Here is a 21,085-nt window from a genome sequence, read left to right on the forward strand (position 1 = left end):
ACTAAACTTGATGGATATCCGATAAACGGCACAGGAGACACCGCGCCATGCTTCCTCCCTTTATCTATGAGAGATTGCCCAGCCTCTACCTGCTGGCAGCCATTGCCATTATTACGTTGAGTGATCAGCCCCTGCTCTGGTTTGCAGGAGCCTTACTGTTTATCGCCGGAGCGGTGACCTGGATGATGCGCTCCAGCTACCGACGTACCGATCTGATTATCTTTCCGAGCAAACGCTGGCTACAGCCGGAGTGGCTGTATGAAGCGCAGCCCTTCATCTGGCTGGCTGCGGGGCTAGCCATGTCACAGCTGCCCGCCCCTGCGGCACTCATCGCCTTGGTGCCCTGTCTGTGGGCCTGTCGTTGCCTCTGGGCACGGCACCATTATCGTCGCCATGCCCATGGGGTGATTGTCCACTTAAGACGGGATCCCGCCCGGCGCCGTCTGCACCGGAGCCTGCGCTGACGCGGTACGGGCCCGTTCGATAAACGTCGCCAGATCCATCAGGGGATACTTCATCAGGCTTGGCAAGCCATCGAGATCCAGACTGTCCATCAGGTTTTTCACCTCAAGGCCCAGTTCGGTATCCCCTTCTATCTTCAGCTTGCGCTGGAAAAAGAGCGAATCCGGATCCTCTTTGCGACCGGCAATCAGGATCAGGTCGTTGGCGGTACCGCTGAAGCAGACATCGGCCTTGTCACACTCGCGAGCCACCACCAGCTGGCCATTCTGCTCACTGATAAACCAGCACAGCTCCAGATCAGAGACTTCGACTTTCAGCCACTTGTCTGCCAGAAACTCGAAATCGCCATCTTCGATAGCCTCTTTGAAAACCCGGGCCAGCAAACTCTCCATCAGCTGCTTTTGCAGATTGAAGGGAACCAGCTTGAGGGGATGGCGCAAGAAGCGCGGAGCCTGTTCGACCAGGCGGCGTTGCAGTTGTTGAAACACGATAGACTCCCTTTTTTGCGCATTCAAACACAGGGAGAGTGTCAAGATCCTGTTGGAAATCAAACTTGTGCAGGGTTACCTCAAGAAGGGTAAAGCCACACAAAGCTGCCTCAGGTCAAAAAGCGGGAGTGCATGGCTGCATACAATCAGGGCTCGTTTGCCCTTCATATGCACTCTCGGAGCGTACCAATGGAATTACTCTGTCCGGCAGGCAGTTTGCCGGCACTGAAAACCGCCGTGGATAACGGGGCCGATGCCGTTTATATCGGTTTCAAGGATGACACCAATGCCCGCCACTTTGCCGGTCTCAACTTTACCGACAGCAAACTGGAGAAGGCGGTAGATTATGTGCATCAACATGGTCGCAAGCTGCATATTGCCATCAATACCTTTGCCCATCCCGGGGCCGATACTCGATGGAAACAGGCGGTTGATCGCGGGGTGGCCCTCGGCGCCGATGCGTTAATCATCGCCGATCTCGCCGTGCTGGAATATGCCAGCCGCCACTACCCCGAGATGGAACTCCATGTCTCGGTGCAGGCCAGCGCCACCAATGCCGCCGCCATTCGCTTCTATCAGCAGCAATTCAATGTCACACGGGTGGTGCTGCCCCGGGTGCTCTCCATGCATCAGGTCAAGCAGCTGGCCCGCGAGACCGATGTTGGCCTTGAGGTATTCGCTTTTGGCAGCCTCTGCATCATGGCCGAGGGGCGCTGCTATCTCTCCTCCTACATGACTGGCGAGAGTCCCAACACCGTCGGCGCCTGCTCACCGGCCAAGTTCGTCCGTTGGGAAGAGACCCCGAATGGTCTCGAGTCGCGGCTCAACGAGGTGCTGATCGACCGCTATGGCCCGGGCGAAAATGCTGGCTATCCGACCCTGTGCAAGGGGCGTTTCGACGTGGATGGCCAGACCTACCACGCGCTGGAAGAGCCCACCAGTCTCAATACCCTGGGTCTCCTGCCCGAGCTCTTCAAGACCGGGATCCAGTCGGTCAAGATTGAAGGGCGCCAGCGCAGCCCCGCCTATGTGGAGCAAGTGACCCGGGTCTGGCGTGCAGCCATCGATGCCTATCAGGCCAATCCCGAGGCCTATCAGGTTAAAGCTGAGTGGGATGCCCAGCTCGCCCGCGTCTCCGAAGGTAGCCAGACTACCCTCGGTGCCTACCATCGTCAGTGGCAATAAGGAGTCCACCCATGCAATTTTCTCTCGGGCCTCTGCTCTTCTACTGGCCCAAAGCCGATACCGAAGCTTTTTACCATGCCGCTGCCGACAGTCAGGCCGACATCATCTATCTGGGGGAGACAGTCTGCAGCAAGCGGCGCGAACTCAAAGTCGATGACTGGATTGCACTGGCCCGTCAGGTGGCCAGCTCCGGCAAGCAGGTGGTGCTCTCGACCCTCGCCCTTATCTCCGCCCCTTCCGAGCTCAAGGAGGTGAAGCGACTGGTCGACAATGGCGATCTTATGGTCGAAGCCAACGATCTCGGTACAGTGCAACTCGCCAGGGAGGCAGGGATCCCCTTCGTCTGTGGTCCCGCCATCAACGCCTATAACGCCGATGTGCTGCGCATGTTGCTCAAACAGGGGATGAAACGCTGGGTCATGCCGGTGGAGCTCTCCCGTGACTGGCTGATCCAGCTCAATCAGGATCTGGGCCCCCTGCGCGACCAATTTGAGGTGGAGGTGTTTGCCTACGGCCATCTGCCGCTCGCCTACTCGGCGCGCTGCTTCACCGCCCGCTCCCTTGACAAACCGAAAGACAACTGCGAGCTCGCCTGCATCAACTACCCCACCGGACGACTGGCCAACAGCCGCGAGGGGCAGCGGGTGTTCAATCTCAACGGGATCCAGACCCAGTCCGGTTACTGCTACAACCTGGGTAACGAGCTGGCTGGTATGGAAGGTCTGGTAGATGTGGTCAGGCTTTCGCCGCAAGGGATGGAGACGCTGGTGATGCTGGCCCGCTTCAAAGTCAACCGGCAGGGCCAGGCTCCCCTCTCCTTGCAGCAAGGAAGTGACTGCAACGGCTACTGGCGCCAGATCCCCGGCATGAGCCTGGTGGAATAAGCCCAAGGGCAAAACATAAGATAATATCGATCAAAAGGGGGCCATTAGGCCCCCCTTTCTAATCACTCATGTCGATAGTGACTTACTTGGCACCATGCTGCTCCGCCAGATAGAGCCAGGTATCGACCACGGTATCGGGGTTGAGAGACACCGAATCGATCCCCTGCTCCACCAGCCAGGCGGCAAAGTCCGGGTGATCAGATGGCCCCTGACCGCAGATCCCCACGTACTTGCCCGCCTTGCGCGCGGCCTGAATCGCCATCGACAGCAGTGCCTTGACCGCCTCGTTGCGCTCGTCGAACAGGTGGGCAATCAGCCCCGAGTCCCGATCCAGCCCAAGGGTCAGCTGGGTCATGTCGTTGGAACCGATGGAGAAGCCGTCCACGTGTTCGAGGAACTTGTCTGCCAAGAGGGCATTGCTCGGGATCTCGCACATCATGATCACCTTGAGCCCCCGCTCGCCACGGCGCAGACCGTTCTCGGCCAGGATGTCGATCACCTGCTCCGCCTCGCCCACGGTGCGCACGAAGGGGATCATCACCTCGACGTTGGTCAATCCCATCACATCGCGCACCCGCTTGATCGCCTCGCACTCGAGGGCAAAGCAGGGGCGGAAGCTGTCGGCGATGTAGCGGGATGCGCCACGAAAACCGATCATCGGGTTCTCCTCGTGGGGCTCGTAGCCACGACCGCCCACCAGATTGGCGTACTCGTTGGACTTGAAGTCCGACATCCGCACGATCACCCGCTCCGGCCAGAAGGCGGCCCCCAGAGTGGCGATCCCCTCGGTCAGCTTGGCCACATAGAACTCCCGCGGGCTGTCGTAACCGGCGATCATCTTGCCGATGGAGGCCTGCAGCTCTGGGGTTTGCTGGTCAAACTCCAGCAAGGCCTTGGGGTGCACGCCGATCATCCGGTTGATGATGAATTCAAGGCGTGCCAGTCCTACGCCAGCATTAGGCAACTGGGCAAAGTCGAACGCCCTGTCCGGGTTGCCGACGTTCATCATGATCTTGATGGGCAGGCGTGGCATATTGCCCACCTCGGTCACTGCCACATCGAAGTCCAGCTCGCCGTCATAGATAAAACCGGTATCCCCTTCCGCGCAGGAGACGGTGATCCGCTGGCCCGGCTGAATATGGTCGGTGGCGTTGCCACAGCCCACCACTGCCGGAATGCCCAGCTCGCGGGCGATAATGGCAGCATGGCAGGTGCGGCCGCCACGGTTGGTGACGATGGCGGAGGCCCGCTTCATGATGGGCTCCCAGTCCGGATCGGTCATATCAGTCACCAGCACGTCGCCGGGTTGCACCTCGTCCATCTGGCTGATGGAGGAGATGACCCGCGCCGGGCCCGCGCCAATCTTGTGGCCGATGGCACGCCCCTCGATCAACACCTTACCCGCTTGCTTGAGTGCAAAACGCTCGAGGGTGTTGGCCTCCTGACGGCTGCGCACGGTTTCCGGGCGAGCCTGCACGATATAGAGCTGGCCATCCTGACCATCCTTAGCCCACTCGATATCCATCGGGCGGCCATAGTGCTGCTCGATGATAAGGGCCTGTTTCGCCAGCGCCATCACCTCCTCATCGCTGATGCAGAAGCGGCTGCGCTCGGCCTCATCGGTGTCGACAATCTTCACCTGACGGCCGTGACCGGCATCGTCCGAATAGGTCATCTTGATAAGCTTGGAGCCGAGGGTCTTGCGCACCACCGCCGGGCGCCCCCCCTTGAGGGTCGGCTTGTGCACATAGAACTCGTCCGGGTTGACCGCCCCTTGCACCACCATCTCGCCAAGACCATGGGCCCCGGTGATAAAAACCACGTCGTTGAAGCCGGACTCGGTATCCAGAGTAAACATGACGCCGGAGGCGGCGAGATCGGAACGCACCATCCGCTGCACCCCGGCCGAGAGGGCAACGCCCTTGTGGTCATAGCCCTGATGCACCCGATAGGAGATGGCGCGATCGTTGAACAGGGAAGCAAACACATGCTTGACCGCCGTCATGACGGCATCAATGCCACGTACGTTGAGGAAGGTCTCCTGCTGACCGGCAAAGGAGGCGTCCGGCATATCCTCGGCGGTGGCGGAGGATCGCACCGCAAACGAGGCCTCGACTCCTGCACTCAACTTTTCATAGGCAACCCGGATCGCCTGCTCCAGCTCGGGCTGGAACGGGGCTTCGATCACCCAGTCGCGGATCTGCTGACCGGCCCGGTTGAGGGCGGCGATATCGTCCACGTCCAGATTGTCGAGAAGATGGTGGATCTTGCCGTTGAGGCCGCTTGACTCCAGAAACTCGTGAAACGCAAAGGCGGTGGTGGCAAAGCCCCCCGGCACGGATACGCCGGCGCCAGAGAGGTTGCTGATCATCTCGCCAAGGGATGCGTTCTTGCCGCCAACTCGTTCTACGTCCTGCATTCCGAGTTGTTCGTACCAGAGCACGTACTGTTGCACTTGGATGTCTCCAGGTTGGTGGGCACCGATGCCATAGCACCTCGTGCGCCCGATTTAATCGATGAGGTTATGGGTAAGTCAGGTGCGTTATTGTCTGTTTCTTCTGTTGCCAACGACCATGAAAACGTTTTCTATTGGTTTTCAAAAAAATCCCCGAGCAAGCATTGGGGATGGTCGAATGACCGGAACATTCTACAATGGCGACACAAAAAGATAACGATTCAGGTTTGCAAGCCACTTCACAACTTGGGCACAGCAGACTGGTTGACAAAACTGATATGGTTTCGGGAGATACTTCTCACCCTTTACCCCATGCGATCCCACCCGCGGTATCACAGGAGCCCTACGTGCACACCGTATTTTATGTTTCAGACGGCACCGCCATCACCGCCGAAGTGTTCGGCCACGCGGTACTGAGCCAGTTTCCGCTGGCCTTCGAGCAGATCACTATCCCCTTTGTGGAGACACTGGAGAAAGCCCGTCAGGTACGGATGCGGATCGACGAGCAGTTCCGCCAGACCGGGGTACGCCCCATCCTGTTTCACACCATCGTCGACCCGCTGGTACGGGAAGAGGTACTGAAATCGGAGGCGTGCGGCCACGACTTTCTCAATACCTTCGTCAGCCCGCTGGAGCAGGAGCTGGGGGTAAAAGCCGAGCCCCGCCTCCACCGCACCCACGGTATGGAGAATCGCAAGCTCTATGACGATCGCATCGAGGCGGTCAACTTCGCACTGGCCAACGACGATGGCATCACCACCAAAGAGTACGATGAGGCGGACATCATCCTGATCGGGGTCTCCCGCTGCGGCAAGACCCCCACCAGCCTCTATCTGGCGCTGCAGTTTGGCATTCGCGCCGCCAACTACCCCTTTATCGAGCAGGACATGGGGATGCTGGAGCTGCCCGCCCCCCTCAAGGCCAACCGTCACAAGCTGTTTGGCCTCACCATAGCGCCGCAGCGGCTGCACGAGATCCGTAACCAGCGCCGCGCTAACAGCCGCTACTCCTCCATCGAACAGTGCGAGCAGGAGCTGGCCTGCGTGGAGAGGCTGTTTCGCCAGGAGGCGATACGCTTCCTCGATACCAGCTCCCACTCGGTGGAGGAGATCAGCGCCAAGGTCCTCGAGGCGACCGGTCTGCGCCGCCAGCTCTGTTAATCCAGCTTGACAGCTATCGGCATCAACAAAAGATAAAAGTTACAGTGTCTCGGCGAAAGTCAGCTGTTGCTAACTGCGATTCACATAGATGACAGTGAAAAGCATGGATAAAAAAGGGATAAGCACCACAAATGCTTATCCCTCTTCTTGTCGACCTTGCCGTTGTGCCCTTGTCACCCGCTGCCAGTTAGCTGCTATTCGATTCCGTTCTGCTGCGCTCGGCAAACAGCCAGCGTTAACTAACGATTGAGCTCAGGGTTGTTCATCAACCGGGCATAGAAGGCCAGCAAACCGTGGCGCAGGCGAACCCGCTCCGCCAGCCAGCCGCCAACGAGCGCCCCCGTTACCCCACCAACCAGCAACAGCGACTGCCAGTAGTGCAGCAATCCCTGATCACCGAGTAACAGCCAACCCAGCAGCATGGTGGCGACCACCAGCAACAGCAGCGGACTGGCAGCTATCGCCAGCCAGAGCGTCACCAGCCCCCCCCGGGCAACCCTTTGTTGCAGCACGCTTTCGCGCTTTCTGTACTCCAACTCCCTGCACTCTTACCTGTACTCTCGCTTGTTTGGCATCATTTGCATCCATTTGTGGCTTGGCACCACAAAAGCACACCAACAAGACAAAATGTCAATAAAACAGAATTCGATTGCACAAACATCAACCAAAAACTACCAAGAAGCCTCTTCAGATCATGAAAAAGCTGCCTTTGGTACAAAACACGGCCATTAGAGATGGAAAACAGGTGCATTCATGGCGGATTATCACTATTCTGCTTCGGTTGCCAGCCAACACTAAAAATTGAAAATGGCATGGCGTAACGAAATAAATACAGCTTTCGTCAGGTTTTGGCTACGCACTGCGGCCTGCTCAGGATGAGCCCAACACCGACCAGAGACAACAGAGACGTAAGGACAGACCCATGGATTTGAAACAAGACGGTGAGGAGCTGAAGCGCGGCCTTAAAAACCGCCACATTCAGTTGATTGCTTTGGGCGGCGCCATCGGCACCGGCCTCTTTCTGGGCATTGCCCAAACCATCAAGATGGCAGGCCCCTCAGTCCTGCTGGGGTATGCCATCGGTGGCTTTATCGCCTTCCTGATCATGCGCCAGCTCGGTGAAATGGTGGTGGAAGAGCCGGTAGCCGGCTCCTTCAGCCACTTTGCCTACAAATACTGGGGCGAGTTTGCCGGTTTTGCGTCCGGCTGGAACTACTGGGTGCTCTACGTGCTGGTGAGCATGGCCGAGCTGACCGCGGTGGGCATCTATGTCCAGTACTGGTGGCCCGAGATCCCGACCTGGATGTCGGCAGCCTTCTTCTTCGTGCTGATCAACGCCATCAACCTCTCCAACGTCAAAGCGTTTGGCGAAATGGAGTTCTGGTTCGCCATCATCAAGGTGGTCGCCATCATCGGCATGATTGGCTTTGGCGGCTATCTGCTCCTCTCCGGTGCCGGCGGACCCGAGGCGAGCGTCACCAACCTGTGGGCACAAGGGGGCTTCTTCCCCAACGGCATCAGCGGTCTGGTGATGGCGATGGCGGTGATCATGTTCTCCTTCGGCGGTCTGGAGCTGGTGGGCATTACCGCCGCCGAAGCGGACAACCCAGAGAAGAGCATTCCCAAGGCCACCAATCAGGTGATCTACCGCATCCTCATCTTCTACATCGGCGCCCTGGCTATCCTGATGTCCCTCTATCCCTGGGGTAAAGTGGTGGAAGGCGGCAGCCCGTTCGTGATGATTTTCCACGCTCTGGACAGCAATCTGGTCGCCACCGTACTCAACATCGTGGTGCTGACAGCGGCACTGTCGGTCTACAACAGCTGCGTCTACTGCAACAGCCGGATGCTGTTCGGTCTGGCCAAACAGGGCAACGGCCCGAAAGCCCTGCTCAAGACCAACAAGAGCGGCGTGCCACTGGTTGCCCTCTCGGTCTCGGCCATCGCCACCCTGCTCTGCGTGCTGATCAACTACCTGATGCCGGGCAAGGCGTTCGGCCTGCTGATGGCGCTGGTGGTCTCCGCACTGGTGATCAACTGGGCGATGATCAGCCTCGCGCACCTCAAGTTCCGCAAGGCCAAGGTCGCAGAAGGCGTCCAGCCCAAGTTCAAGGCGTTCTGGTATCCCTTCGGCAACTACCTCTGCCTCGCGTTCATGGCTGGTATCCTGGTGATCATGTACATGACCCCCGATTTCCGCATCTCAGTCGAACTGATCCCCGCCTGGCTGGTGGTACTGGGCATTGGCTTTGTCATCAAGCGCAAGGGACAAGCCCAAAGCAAGGTCGCAGCCAATCTGGGTTAATGCCCGTAGCTGAGAAAAACAATGCAAAACGCCGATCACATGATCGGCGTTTTTTATTGCGCTCAGCGCAACTGACCGCACTACTAGCAGCCATAGCCCTCAGGAAGGCAGCTCTTGCCTTTGATCTTGCCGATGCTCCGGGCTATTGACGCAACACTCATCACGGAAAAAGGCGATGATCTCCTCCAACACCGCGTATTGAGAGACGCAAAGCAGGGTGCGACTCTCCCGGTTTTGCTTCACCAGCCCCACCGAGACCAGCGCCGCGATATGGTGGCTGAGGGTAGAAGCGGGGATCGCCAGCTGCTTTTGCAGCTCCCCCACCGGCAGCCCCTGCTCTCCCGCCTTGACCAGATGTTTGAAGATAAACAGCCGGGTCGGATGACCCAGCTCTTTCAATGCCTTGGCGACCTCTTCCAGTTGCATCTCTGCGCCCTCCACAAATTTGATATTTCGATAATACCAGAAATATCTTGACCGGCCATTCATTTCGATTATTTTGGAAATATAGAAACCAAGTGAGGATACGACAATGAATGAGTGGTTAACCATGCTGACCGATGCAGCCCAGATGTTCCTGTTTCTGGCTGTCGAGCTGTCGGTGCTGTTTCTGGTCATTAGCGCCGGGGTCAGCCTGATCCGCCAGAAGATCCCCGACGAGAAGATCCAGCGGATGCTGGGGGCGCGCCATGGCAAGGGCTATCTGCTCTCGGCCCTGCTCGGTGCCGTCACCCCCTTTTGCAGCTGCTCCACCATCCCCATGCTGAGAGGGCTGCTCTCGGCCAAAGCTGGCTTTGGCCCCACCCTCACCTTCCTGTTTATTTCGCCACTGCTGAACCCCATCATCGTCGGCTTGATGTGGGCCACCTTCGGCTGGAAAGTGACCCTGCTCTACGCCGTGATCGCCGCCAGCGTCTCCGTCATGGCGAGCATGCTGCTCGACAGGCTCGGGTTCGAGCGCCACGTCATCGACCCCAAAGAGGCCACCCCCTCTTGCGGTAGCGACTGTGGCCCGGCGACCCGCGCCACAACTCAAACAAATTGCAGTGACAACCAACGCGGTACCATTCGCGCAATCAAACAACTCAAGGGGACGGCGTGCTGCCCGGCTCCGCAACCAGAGATGGCAGAACAGGCTACCCTCCCCTGCTGCGGCGATGGCACGGCTGCCCTGACCAGAGCGCCACAGCTCCCCACCGCCTGGGTCAAAGCTCGCATCGATGCCTGGCAGCAGTTCAAAACGGTATTGCCCTTCCTGCTGCTGGGGGTGCTCATCGGCTCGTTTATTTACGGTTTTATTCCGGCCGAGTGGATCGCCGCCCATGCTGGCGCCGACAACCCGCTGGCCATTCCATTCAGCGCCATCGTCGGGATCCCGCTCTACATCCGCGCCGAGGCCGTGATCCCGCTGGCGTCGGTACTGCTGGGCAAAGGGATGGGAATGGGCGCCGTCATGGCGCTGATCATCGGCAGTGCCGGTGCCAGTCTGACCGAGGTGATCCTGCTCAAATCCATGTTCAGAACCCCGATGATTGCGGCCTTCCTTACCGTGATACTCGGTATGGCGATCCTGATGGGCTACCTGACGCAACTGTTGTTTTAAGTCGCCCATCATTAAACAGACAGGGTGTTAAGCCAGCAGAGTGTGAAACCATCAGGCATCCCATAGACAAAACGCCGATCAACTGATCGGCGTTTTGCATGTTCCGTACGACAATCTGCAACCGGCGTTACAGATATTGCCCGATAATGGGGAGCAGATCCTCGACGTCACGGGCGATATGGTCGGGTTGGTGTTCCCAGCGCTCCGGGGTCGCGCAGCTATAGGCGACAGCCACCGAGATCACACGGCTCTGCTCGCCAAGCGCCCTTTGCAAATGACGGGCAAACTGCACATCCGCTTCATGGTCACCGATATAGATCAGCGACTGGCACCTGGCTGGGCCGAAGATAGACTCCAGACATTTGAGGCCACCGAAAGGATGAGGTTTTTGCTGCTGTCCGGGCACGTCATCATAGCCGACCACAGCCTTGAACAGGCTGTTCACGCCATGCTGCTCCAGTACCCGGCGAATGTTCTTTTGGGAGTTCTGCGAACAAATTCCTTGGGGAATGGCAGAGAAATGGTCAATCACCGCCTCCAGCCCCGCAAAAAAACGCACCTCGGTCCGGTTCATCTCCTGATGCTTGGCCCACAGACTGCCAGCCAGCACCATCTCGTCCCGCGACAAACCGTAGTAATCCATATAGAGCGCCTGCCAGTTCTTGGCGGAGTGATTGGCATGGTGATACTCCGCTTCGCTGCGCAGATAGCGCGGCAGATGTTCTCCGGTCAGATGGGGGGCGACCTCAGCCAGGATCTGCTTGGTGATATCGATATTCTTCGGCACCGAATTGACCAGAGTACCGTCATAATCCCATAAAATCGCATCCAACTTCATTGCGTTACCTGTCTCGCTGCACAGCCATAAGTCACGCCATGTTACTTGGCTTGCCTTTCCTCGCCAAACCGCGCTGTAAAAATGTGAGACCCGTCCCGTCCCCACGCAGTAGCACAAGAGTTAATGTGTAACAACACAATAAATGAACATCCTCTGCCATACTCAGGCGAAGCATTCCGTTATGGCAAAACCGGAGCCTGAACATGGTAACCAGTACACTTCACACCACAGATACCGAGGTTGAATTTACCGATAATGTGCAGTTGGTATCGACGACCGATCTCAAAGGGGACATCACCTATGCCAATCCGGCATTCTGTCAGGTGGCAGGCTATCGTCTGGAAGAGATGCTGGGGCAGCATCACAACCTGGTGCGCCACCCCGACATGCCCAAAGCAGCATTTGCCGATCTCTGGGCCCACCTGAAGGCGGGCAAGCCATGGCGAGGCATGGTAAAGAACCGCTGCAAAGATGGTCGCTATTACTGGGTAGATGCCTACGTCACCCCGATTTATGAAGATGGCAAGATGGTTGGTTATCAATCCGTCCGTTGTCGCCCCACTGCGGAGCACAAAGAGCGGGCCAGCAAGATGTACAAGGCTCTTAAAGCCCGCGAAACCGGCTCTGCCATTCACATGGGACAGCGCCTGATCACGCCAACCATGATGACCATCCCCCTGCTGTTAGTTTGTGTTATCAGCGCAGGCTGGCTACTCCCACCACTGCAAGCGCTCTGGATCATCATTCCCCTGTTGACCGCCATCTGGTTCAACCGTAATTCTCTCTTCCGCACGCCGCGATACTTGCAGCAGCTCGAGCAAGACTACGACAGCATTAGCCGCCTCATCTTCTCGGGGGATGCACCCCATAGCATTGCCGATTTCCATATCAAGCTGTGGCAAGCCAGAATCCGTACCGTGCTGGGAAGGGTCGATGACACGACTGTCTCGCTCAACGCCATGGCCAACAACTTGAGCGGTTCGGCAGCATTGGCCAGCCAGGATATCTCCGCACAGGATATGCAAATTCAGCAAGTCGCCACCGCAGTCACCCAGATGGCATCGGCTGCCGAAGAGATTAGCCGCAACATTCAGGACAGCAGCCACCAGATCGAAGAGGCCCGCAGCCACTGCATCACCACCAGCGAGCAGCTTTCGGAAGCGGGAGAAGAAATGTCGGCGCTGGCAACCCAGGCGGAGCAAGCCTTTCAGTCAGCCGTCGAACTGGCAAGTGAATCCGAGCGTATCGGCAGCATAATGAGCGAAATTCGCGGTATTGCGGATCAAACCAACCTGCTGGCGCTCAATGCCTCCATCGAAGCTGCGCGGGCTGGCGATCAGGGGCGCGGCTTTGCGGTGGTGGCAGACGAGGTACGCAGCCTTTCGACCAGAACCCATAAGGCGACAGAGCAAATCCAGAACAGCATTGGCCATATCCAGCAAACCCTGGGGGAATGGAAAGAGATGATGCATCTCAATGTGACCAGAACCAACGCCTGCCTCGCCACCACCCAGGCAAGTACCGGCAACCTCAATCAGGTTGTGGTCGAGATAGACAAGGTCTCTGATTTTTCCAACCAGATAACCGCCGCAGCTACCGAGCAACAAGCGGTCATCGAGGAGATCAGCCGCAATATCAACCAGATATCCTCGCTCTCTCACGATAATAGCCTCAAAATCGATCAGGTCAGTGAAACCAGCGCCAACTTGCAGACCAAAGCGAGCCAGCTCAAGGACTTAAGCCGGACCTTTGGATAGCCGTAGCAATCAGATGACATATAAAAAGGGCCACCCGTTTGGGTGGCCCTGTTGTTTAGTATTGTTTAGTACGCGATTCTGAACACGCCTTTACTTGGCGTATTCCTCGGTCGGGATGCAGGAGCAGAACAGGTTGCGATCGCCGTAGACGTCGTCGATGCGGTTGACTGACGGCCACAGTTTGGCGGCACGCACGGCGTTGGACGGGAAGACCGCCTCGGCGCGGCTGTAGCCACGATTCCACTCTGCATCCATCACGTCATCCTGAGTGTGCGGTGCATGGACCAGCGGATTGTCGGTGAGGCTCCACTGCCCCTCCTGCACCTTGGCAATCTCGGCGCGGATGGAAGTCATCGCCTCGACGAAGCGGTCCAGCTCGCGCTTGGATTCCGACTCGGTCGGCTCGACCATCAGGGTACCCGCGACCGGGAAGCTCATGGTCGGTGCGTGGAAACCGTAGTCCATCAGCCGCTTGGCCACGTCCATCTCGCTGATGCCGGAGGCCTCCTTGAGCGGGCGGATATCCAGAATGCACTCGTGGGCGACACGACCGTTACGACCGGAGTAGAGCACCGGGAAGGAGTCACCCAGCTTCTTGGCCAGATAGTTGGCGTTGAGGATGGCCACCTGAGTGGATTTCTTCAGCCCCTCATCACCCAGCATGGCGATATACATCCAGCTGATGGGCAGGATGCTGGCCGAGCCGAACGGTGCGGCCGACACGGCGCCGTTGTTGCGGCTCTCCTTGTCGGTCTTGACCACGGCATGGCCGGCCACGAACGGCGCCAGGTGTTTCTTCACGCCGATGGGGCCCATGCCCGGGCCGCCACCGCCGTGAGGGATGGCGAAGGTCTTGTGCAGGTTGAGGTGAGAGACGTCCGCCCCGATAAAGCCCGGTGCCGTCAACCCGACTTGCGCGTTCATGTTGGCGCCATCCAGATAGACCTGACCACCGTGCTGGTGAACGATGTCGCACACCTCCTTGATGGTCTCCTCATACACCCCGTGGGTGGAGGGGTAGGTCACCATCAGGCAGGAGAGTTGATCCCCCGCCTCGGCCGCCTTGGCGCGCAGATCGTCGAGATCTACGTTGCCGGACTTGTCACAGGCGGTGACGATCACCTTGAGCCCCGCCATCTGGGCAGAGGCCGGGTTGGTACCATGGGCAGAAGCCGGAATGAGGCAGATGTCGCGATGCCCCTCGCCGCGGGATTCGTGGTACTTCTTGATGGCCAAGAGACCAGCGTACTCGCCCTGCGCCCCGGAGTTGGGCTGCATGCAGACCGCATCGTAACCGGTCACCTTCACCAGCCAGTTTTCAAGATCAGCCAGCAGCAGCTGATAGCCCTTGGCCTGCGCCAGCGGCGCGAACGGGTGCAACTTGCCAAACTCGGGCCAGGTCACCGGGATCATCTCGGCGGTAGCATTGAGCTTCATGGTGCAAGAGCCCAAGGAGATCATGGCGTAGTTGAGCGCCAGATCCTTGGCTTCGAGACGGTGGATATAACGCAGCATCTCGGTTTCGGAGTGGTACTTGTTGAACACCTCGTGGGTCAGCACGGCATCGGTGCGCAGCAGATCCTGCGGGATGGCATGATGAGCCTGAGCCGCCTTGTCGAGGGCCTCGATATCGAGCCCGTGACCTTGACCGAGGAAGAGCTCGAACAGCTCGGCCACATCAGCGCGGGTGGTGGTTTCAGAGAGTGACACCCCTACTGCGCCATCTAGGTCTGCACGCAGGTTGATGCCGAGCCCCTCGGCCTTGGCGATCAGCGCGGCCTTGTCAGCGCTCTGCACGGTCAGGGTATCGAACCAGCTGGCATGCTTGAGGGCCACACCCTTGGCCTTGAGGCCGAGCGCCAGAATGGTGGTGAGACGGTGCACGCGGGAGGCGATGGTTTTCAGCCCTACCGGGCCGTGGTAGACGGCGTAGAAGCTTGCCATGTTGGCCAGCAGCACTTGTGCGGTACAGATGTTGGAGTTGGCCTTCTCGCGGCGGATATGCTGCTCGCGGGTCTGCATCGCCATACGCAGCGCGGCCTTGCCACGGGCATCCTTGGAAACGCCGATAATGCGGCCCGGCATGGAGCGCTTGTAGGCATCGCGGGTGGCGAAGAAGGCGGCGTGGGGGCCACCGTAGCCCATGGGCACACCAAAGCGCTGGGCGGAGCCCAACACCACGTCGGCCCCCAGCTCGCCTGGGGATTTGAGCAGCAGCAGGGAGAGCAGATCGGCGCTGACGCAGGCCAGTCCTTTCTGGGCCTGTACCGCGGCAATCAGGGCACGCAGATCTTTCACCTCACCTGTGGTGGTGGGGTACTGGAACAGGGCACCAAACACCTCTTCGCTCACCGCATCGCTCGCGGCGCCAACCGCCACGTCGAAACCGAAGTGAACCGCGCGCTCCTTGACCACGTCGATCACCTGCGGGTGCACATCATCGGCCACGAAGAAGAGGTTGGATTTTGACTTGGCCATCCGCTTGGCCAGCGCCATCGCCTCGGCGGCGGCGGTCGCTTCATCCAACAGGGAGGCACTGGCCAGATCCATGCCGGTGAGATCCAGCGTCAGCTGCTGGAAGTTGAGCAGGGCTTCGAGACGGCCCTGCGCCAGCTCGGGCTGGTACGGGGTGTAGGCGGTATACCAGCCCGGGTTTTCCAGCACGTTGCGCAAAATGACGTGGGGCACATGGGTATCGTGATAGCCCATGCCGATATAGCTCTTGGCAATCTTGTTCTGGGCGGCATAGCCCCTGAGCTTGGCCAGCGCCTCTACTTCGGTCATGCCGGCACCGATGCCGAGCGGGCCCGGCAGGCGAATGGCGGCGGGCACGGTCTGTTCAATCAAATCGTCCAGGCTTTCGGCCCCAACGGTCGCCAGCAGTTGGCGCAGCTCTTCCTCGCCCGGGCCGATATGGCGGCGGACAAAATCGGTTTTTTGCTCGAGTGCAAACAGTGACTGGGTCATTTCCCTATTTCCTGATAAATAAGTCCTGGCATGACATCCTGATAACCAAGACCTGATGTTCCTGATCGTCGGCTGATACCGACTCCACTCATGTTCTGGGTCCCGCAGACAGGGTGCGGCACCAGATGCTACGGCAGCATCAAGAGGGGATCGCCTTGTTGCGGACCGGCCCGTTTGCCCCCTAGGCACCTAGGCTGGCAAACGGCAGGCGCGGGCGACTTCACCCTTCCACCGGCCGGTGCTTGCCCGGCTGGCTGTCATACAAAGGGGCCCTGCTGTGTTGGCAGGGCCCGGGGCATTACTCTTCGTCCACCACGTTCTGGTAGCCTTCGGCATCCAGCAGGTTGGCCAGCTCGCTCTCGTCATCGAGCTTGATGCGGAACAGCCAGCCAGCGCTGTAGGGATCGGAGTTGACCAGCTCGGGGCTCCCTTCCAGCTCTTCGTTGACGGCAATGATCTCGCCGCTCACCGGGCTGTAGATGTCGGAGGCCGCCTTGACCGACTCGGCCACGGCGCAGTCGTCACCGGCACTGACCTGCTTGCCCACTTCCGGCAGCTCGACAAACACCATGTCACCCAGCAGCTCCTGGGCGTGCTCGGTGATACCGACCACGGCCTCGCCGTTGGCTTCAACACGGATCCACTCGTGGGAAGTGGCATATTTCAGTTCGCTCGGGATATGGCTCATTTGTGCTTCCTTTGATCTTTGAGTCGCGTTTAAAAACGAATATGAAAAGGGATGGGGGGAGGCACAGCCCTCCCCCAAGACGATGTTAAACCAGCTTCTGGCCGTTACGGACGAAAGCGGGCTTGGTGACCTTCACGGTGACCAGCTTCTTGCGGATCTCCACCTCGGCCAGCTCACCGATATCACGGGGCACCCGCGCCAGGGCAATACTGTAGCCCAGGGTGGGAGAGAAAGAGCCGGAGGTGATCACACCTTCCCGCTTCTCACCGTTTGCCGCGGTGAAGGTAACGGGCATACCGGCACGCAGCACCCCTTTCTCTTCCATCACCAGACCCACCAGCTTGGGCTGGTTGCCCGCCGCTTTCTGCGCTTCCAGCACGTCGCGGCCGATGAAGTTGCGATCGCTCGGCTCCCAGGCGATGGTCCAGGCCATGTTGGCGGCGAGCGGAGAGACTGACTCGTCCATATCCTGACCGTAGAGGTTCATGCCCGCTTCGAGGCGCAGGGTATCGCGGGCACCGAGACCACACGGGGCCACGCCATTATCCAGCAGTGCCTGCCACAGCTCGCAGGCTTTCTCTTGCGGCACCACGATTTCATAACCATCCTCGCCGGTGTAGCCGGTGGTGGCGATAAAGAGATCGCCAGCCTGCACGCCGAAGAAGGGCTTCATCCCCACCACGGCAGTGCGCTGGGCGGCGCTCAGCACGGTAGCCACCTTGAGCTTGGCGTTGGGCCCCTGCACCGCGATCATTGCAAGCTCGGGACGCTCGGTCACGGTGACATCGAAATCGATGGCGTGATGGCGGATCCAGGCCAGGTCCTTCTCGCGGGTGGCAGAGTTGACCACCAGTCGGTAGAAGGTATCGGTCAGGTAATAGGTGATGAGGTCATCGATCACGCCGCCTTCCGGGTTGAGCATGCCGCTGTAGAGGGCCTTGCCGGAGACGGTGAGTTTGGCCACGTCATTGGCCAGCAGGTGTTGCAGAAAGGCTTTGACCCGTTCGCCGGTCAAATCGACGATGGTCATGTGGGAGACATCGAACATACCGGCATCGCTGCGCACCACGTGGTGCTCTTCCAGCTGGGAGCCGTAGTTGATGGGCATTTCCCAACCGTGGAAGTCCACCATCTTGGCGCCGGCTTCCAGGTGTTTGGGATGCAGTACAGTAGTCTGGATCATCGCATTCTTTCCTTAGCAAAAAGCCTTTTCGCTTTGGCGACCACCCTTGCGACCCGCGCCACCGCTCTGACTGCACTACGTACAGCAAAAAGCGACCGGATCCAAAAGTGTGTGCTCGCTCCTGCCCTTGCCAGGCAAGAGGGATTCCTTGAACGGAGCGGATTATATGATAAGCAGGCGAGCGTGCCGCTCAAAAAAAACTAATCCTCTCCTGTAAAACTGACTCCAGACACTAAGATAAATGCAGTGATAAAAACAGCTATAAGCCGACTCAGGCGAGATTAAATTTTGATTTTTACCGTTTCGTCACAATTTGCAGAAAAACGTTTCGCTCCAGAGCAAAATTAAAGGCTGACACCCAAAACGGGTCATCAGCCTTGTCGGATTACTTTTGTTGTCAAAAACGGCGAGTAATATTAGTTTTTTTCACCCTTGGCCTGCATGGCACTGCCCTTGGTCGCCACAACGACCCAGTCAGGACGGGCCAATGCGGGCAACTCTCCCTCCAGCCCCATGGCGGCGCGGATCACCCCCTCCTTGAAGGGCGTCAGCAGATTGGCCGCGCGCAATCCCACGCCCCGCACCAGCTTCTTGAGCGGGTTGGCCCCGCTGAACAGCCGTTTGAGCCCTTCCATCGCAGCAAGCATGCGAGCCGCTTCGCTCTTACGCCAGCGCTCGTAGCTGCGCAGGTTGGCGAGCAGGCCGATATCCTCGCCCGCGGCATGATTTTGCAAGATCTGCTCCGCCAGCGCGGCAGCATCCAGCAGGCCAAGGTTGACCCCCTGCCCCGCCAGGGGGTGGATGGTATGAGCTGCATCCCCCACCAGCACCAACCGCTCGCGAGCAAAGTCGCGGGCATAGCGGGCAGTGAGGGGAATGGCGCTGCGCGGCCCCTCCACCTTGCACAGACCGAGCCGAGCGTCGAAGGCGGCAGTAAGCTGGCGATTGAACTGCTCGTCATCGCAGGCGCAGAGCGCCTCGGCGCGGGCCGCAGGCAGCGACCAGACGATGGAACAGAGGTTCTCTTGCCACAGCGGCAAAAAGGCGAGCGGGCCATCCGGGGTGAAGATCTGGCGAGCAACAGCTTCATGGGGTTCGGCGCAGCGCACCGTCGCCACCAGGGCGTGGTGACCGTAATCCCAGCTGGTGAGCGGGATATCAGCCTGACGGCGCACCCAGGAGTGAGCGCCATCGGCGGCTACCACCAGTTTGGCCGAGATGGCCTGACCATCTTCAAGGAGCAGCAGGGCGCCCGCCGGGCCGCTCTGCAGGCTCTTGGCTCTGGCGGGGGTCAGCAACTGGATATTGCTGGCACCTTCCATTGCCTCAAGCAGCGCCAGCTGGATCACCCGATTCTCGACGATGTGGCCGAGGTTGGCCTGACGCAGGCTGGCGGCATCGAAGTCGATATGGCCAAAACTGTCCTGCTCCCACACCGCCATCTTGTCGTAGGCCTGCAGGCGACGCGCTTCAATGCCGTCCCAGGCGCCGACATGGCGCAGGATCTGCTGGCTGGCCAGGCTCAGGGCACTGACCCGGTTGTCGGCCACCTCCCCCAACTGCGGGTCGGGCAATTGCCCCTCCACCACCAGCACCTTGAGGGCGCTATGTTTCAGGGCCGCAGCGAGCCCCAGCCCCACCATGCCGCCACCGACAATCACCACATCCACATTTTGCATCTGCATCATCTCATCCTTTCAGGGCTGACCGGCTGGCCAGCGAGGGGACGCCCGCAGGCATCACCTCTTTATTCAATAGGTTTTGATCAACGAATGGTGGTCAAGAGGTTCCACTCAACAAGTGCTGGCTAGTTGCCGCACACATCAGCGACAAAGCCCAAGGTGCGCGAGGCAAGCGGCGCCTTGAGGCACGGGAATCGCCCCATCAGGGTGAGCGCCAGATTGCGCCCCGCCACCAGCGGATCGTGACCATTGGAGAAGAGCTGGGCCAGCGAAGAGGTGAGCCAGACGGTCTGCTCCTGATCGCGCTGACGCTGCTGCCAGTAGCCACTCAGTACCTTGAAGCTGCCGATATCCTCCCCCTCTGCCAACGCCTTGGCTACGGCGCCGGTAAGCAGGTCGAGATCCCGCATCCCGAGGTTGAAGCCCTGTCCGGCAATCGGGTGCAAGGCGTGGGCGGCATTACCGACCAGCACGGTGCGCTGGGCCAGCGGGTAGTCGCAGCCGGTCAGAATGAGCGGATAGACGTTACGCACACCACATCGCTCGAAGCGACCGAGTCGCCAGCCAAAGGCCTGCTGCAAGCGGGCAAGGAAGGCGGCATCATCGAGCGCCATCAGCTCATCGACCTCGTCCCGTCTGACACTCCACACCAACGAAGAGAGGCCGCCCTGCATCGGCAGCAACGCCAGCGGCCCGCTCTCGGTAAAGCGCTCGAAGGCACGGCCCGCCGGATCCTGCCGGGTTTTAACGGTGGCGATGATGGCGCTCTGCTCAAAGTCGTGGCGGGTCACCGGCAACTTGAAGTGCTGACGCACAAAGGAGTTGCCGCCGTCTGCCGCCACCAGCAGGCGGGTCTCAATCTGTTCACCGCTCTCAAGGGTGAGGGTCACCTTCTCCTCATCGGGCACAATCTCGCTCACCCGTGCCGGACAACAGACCCGGATATTGGGAGAGGCCGCCATCGCCCGTTGCAGCTCCTTGCCAGCGGATGCAAGCTCGATCACCTGGCCCAGCGCGGGCAGACCGTATTCGGCAGCCGACAGGCGAGCCTGACCGAAGTGGCCCCGATCCGAGACATGGATCTGGGTAATGGGGGCGCAATGGGGGGCAAACAGCGGCCAGAGTCCGCGTCGCAACAGCGCATCACAGGTACCGGCCGAGAGCGCAATGGCGCGGGCGTCGAACCCTGAATGGGTGTGCTGTTCGGGGACGCTTGCCTCCAGCAGCAGGATCTCGAGGGGGGAGCCATCGGATCGAAGCAGGGCTGCCAGCGAGAGGGCCAGCACGGCACCGCTCATTCCACCGCCGACCAGGGTGACATCGACCTGTCGCACATCAGATTGAGACATAAGCAGAGAGGAAGAAGTGAAAAAGGTGGCCTCATGCTATCACAAAGCCGCAGGCCGAATGCGAGGTCACCGGCAAAAA

Annotated in this window: 17 protein-coding genes; 7 read left to right on the plus strand and 10 right to left on the minus strand. The window is 59.3% G+C overall.

The features are described 5' to 3' along the window. The first annotated feature begins 47 nt into the window (after positions 1-47). Positions 48-464 carry a hypothetical protein gene (locus G5154_RS03020; protein WP_005359788.1) on the plus strand — a complete coding sequence of 139 codons (417 nt, stop codon included), beginning with the start codon at positions 48-50 and terminating at the stop codon, positions 462-464. On the opposite strand, the gene ubiT is transcribed toward G5154_RS03020, so the two are convergent. After that, complete coding sequence (ubiT, locus tag G5154_RS03025; RefSeq protein ID WP_101530750.1) at positions 417-950, minus strand: ubiquinone anaerobic biosynthesis accessory factor UbiT; 534 nt, start codon at positions 948-950, stop codon at positions 417-419. The two genes, G5154_RS03020 and ubiT, sit on opposite strands and share 48 nt — an antisense overlap. A gap of 189 nt (positions 951-1,139) precedes the next feature. Here ubiT and ubiU point away from each other — a divergent pair, with 189 nt between their 5' ends. Both ubiU and G5154_RS03035 read left to right on the plus strand, forming a co-directional pair. Beyond that, positions 1,140-2,135, plus strand: a complete 996-nt coding sequence (gene ubiU, locus G5154_RS03030) for a ubiquinone anaerobic biosynthesis protein UbiU (protein WP_042080116.1) — start codon at positions 1,140-1,142, stop codon at positions 2,133-2,135. An 11-nt stretch (positions 2,136-2,146) separates the two neighbouring features. Next, the gene (locus tag G5154_RS03035) at positions 2,147-3,019 is read left to right on the plus strand and encodes a U32 family peptidase (protein WP_323935154.1); all 873 of its coding nucleotides are present in this window, start codon (positions 2,147-2,149) and stop codon (positions 3,017-3,019) included. Positions 3,020-3,101: 82 nt separating this feature from the next. Here G5154_RS03035 and ppsA read toward each other — a convergent pair whose 3' ends face one another. After that, on the minus strand, positions 3,102-5,474 hold the full coding sequence (ppsA, locus tag G5154_RS03040; RefSeq protein ID WP_421250295.1) for a phosphoenolpyruvate synthase: 2,373 nt from the start codon (positions 5,472-5,474) through the stop codon (positions 3,102-3,104). Between the two features lie 347 nt (positions 5,475-5,821). On the opposite strand from ppsA, the gene ppsR reads away from it, so the two are divergent. Then, complete coding sequence (gene ppsR, locus G5154_RS03045) at positions 5,822-6,634, plus strand: posphoenolpyruvate synthetase regulatory kinase/phosphorylase PpsR (protein ID WP_005344832.1); 813 nt, start codon at positions 5,822-5,824, stop codon at positions 6,632-6,634. 239 nt (positions 6,635-6,873) lie between these two features. Here the strand turns inward: ppsR and G5154_RS03050 are convergent, their stop codons facing one another. Further along, entirely contained in the window at positions 6,874-7,170 is a 297-nt protein-coding gene (locus tag G5154_RS03050; RefSeq protein WP_421250296.1) for a hypothetical protein, read from the minus strand. 386 nt (positions 7,171-7,556) lie between these two features. On the opposite strand from G5154_RS03050, the gene G5154_RS03055 reads away from it, so the two are divergent. After that, positions 7,557-8,939 (plus strand): amino acid permease, encoded by a 1,383-nt coding sequence (locus G5154_RS03055; protein ID WP_005352966.1) that lies wholly within the window; start codon positions 7,557-7,559, stop codon positions 8,937-8,939. A gap of 99 nt (positions 8,940-9,038) precedes the next feature. On the opposite strand, the gene G5154_RS03060 is transcribed toward G5154_RS03055, so the two are convergent. Then, positions 9,039-9,365, minus strand: a complete 327-nt coding sequence (locus G5154_RS03060) for an ArsR/SmtB family transcription factor (protein ID WP_005344826.1) — start codon at positions 9,363-9,365, stop codon at positions 9,039-9,041. A 106-nt stretch (positions 9,366-9,471) separates the two neighbouring features. Between G5154_RS03060 and G5154_RS03065 the strand changes: the two genes are divergently transcribed. Then, positions 9,472-10,542, plus strand: a complete 1,071-nt coding sequence (locus G5154_RS03065) for a permease (RefSeq protein WP_216962066.1) — start codon at positions 9,472-9,474, stop codon at positions 10,540-10,542. A 127-nt stretch (positions 10,543-10,669) separates the two neighbouring features. Here the strand turns inward: G5154_RS03065 and G5154_RS03070 are convergent, their stop codons facing one another. After that, the gene (locus G5154_RS03070; RefSeq protein WP_421250297.1) at positions 10,670-11,380 is read right to left on the minus strand and encodes an HAD family hydrolase; all 711 of its coding nucleotides are present in this window, start codon (positions 11,378-11,380) and stop codon (positions 10,670-10,672) included. A gap of 203 nt (positions 11,381-11,583) precedes the next feature. Here G5154_RS03070 and G5154_RS03075 point away from each other — a divergent pair, with 203 nt between their 5' ends. Then, positions 11,584-13,137, plus strand: a complete 1,554-nt coding sequence (locus G5154_RS03075) for a methyl-accepting chemotaxis protein (protein WP_421243758.1) — start codon at positions 11,584-11,586, stop codon at positions 13,135-13,137. Between the two features lie 90 nt (positions 13,138-13,227). Here the strand turns inward: G5154_RS03075 and gcvP are convergent, their stop codons facing one another. From gcvP to ubiH, 5 genes are all read right to left on the minus strand, one after another. Beyond that, a complete protein-coding gene (gcvP, locus tag G5154_RS03080) occupies positions 13,228-16,104 on the minus strand; it encodes an aminomethyl-transferring glycine dehydrogenase (protein WP_421250298.1) in 2,877 nt (958 codons plus the stop codon). A gap of 298 nt (positions 16,105-16,402) precedes the next feature. Next, the gene (gcvH, locus tag G5154_RS03085) at positions 16,403-16,792 is read right to left on the minus strand and encodes a glycine cleavage system protein GcvH (RefSeq protein WP_005333898.1); all 390 of its coding nucleotides are present in this window, start codon (positions 16,790-16,792) and stop codon (positions 16,403-16,405) included. Positions 16,793-16,877: 85 nt separating this feature from the next. Further along, positions 16,878-17,975 carry a glycine cleavage system aminomethyltransferase GcvT gene (gcvT, locus tag G5154_RS03090; RefSeq protein WP_421250299.1) on the minus strand — a complete coding sequence of 366 codons (1,098 nt, stop codon included), beginning with the start codon at positions 17,973-17,975 and terminating at the stop codon, positions 16,878-16,880. A 416-nt stretch (positions 17,976-18,391) separates the two neighbouring features. Further along, entirely contained in the window at positions 18,392-19,660 is a 1,269-nt protein-coding gene (locus G5154_RS03095; protein WP_421250335.1) for an FAD-dependent 2-octaprenylphenol hydroxylase, read from the minus strand. A 122-nt stretch (positions 19,661-19,782) separates the two neighbouring features. Next, positions 19,783-21,006, minus strand: a complete 1,224-nt coding sequence (gene ubiH, locus G5154_RS03100; RefSeq protein ID WP_421250300.1) for a 2-octaprenyl-6-methoxyphenyl hydroxylase — start codon at positions 21,004-21,006, stop codon at positions 19,783-19,785. Positions 21,007-21,085 lie beyond the last annotated feature (79 nt).

Origin of the sequence: Aeromonas sp. 600527 (genome assembly GCF_049175415.1) — a bacterium.
Lineage (GTDB): Bacteria > Pseudomonadota > Gammaproteobacteria > Enterobacterales > Aeromonadaceae > Aeromonas > Aeromonas veronii_A.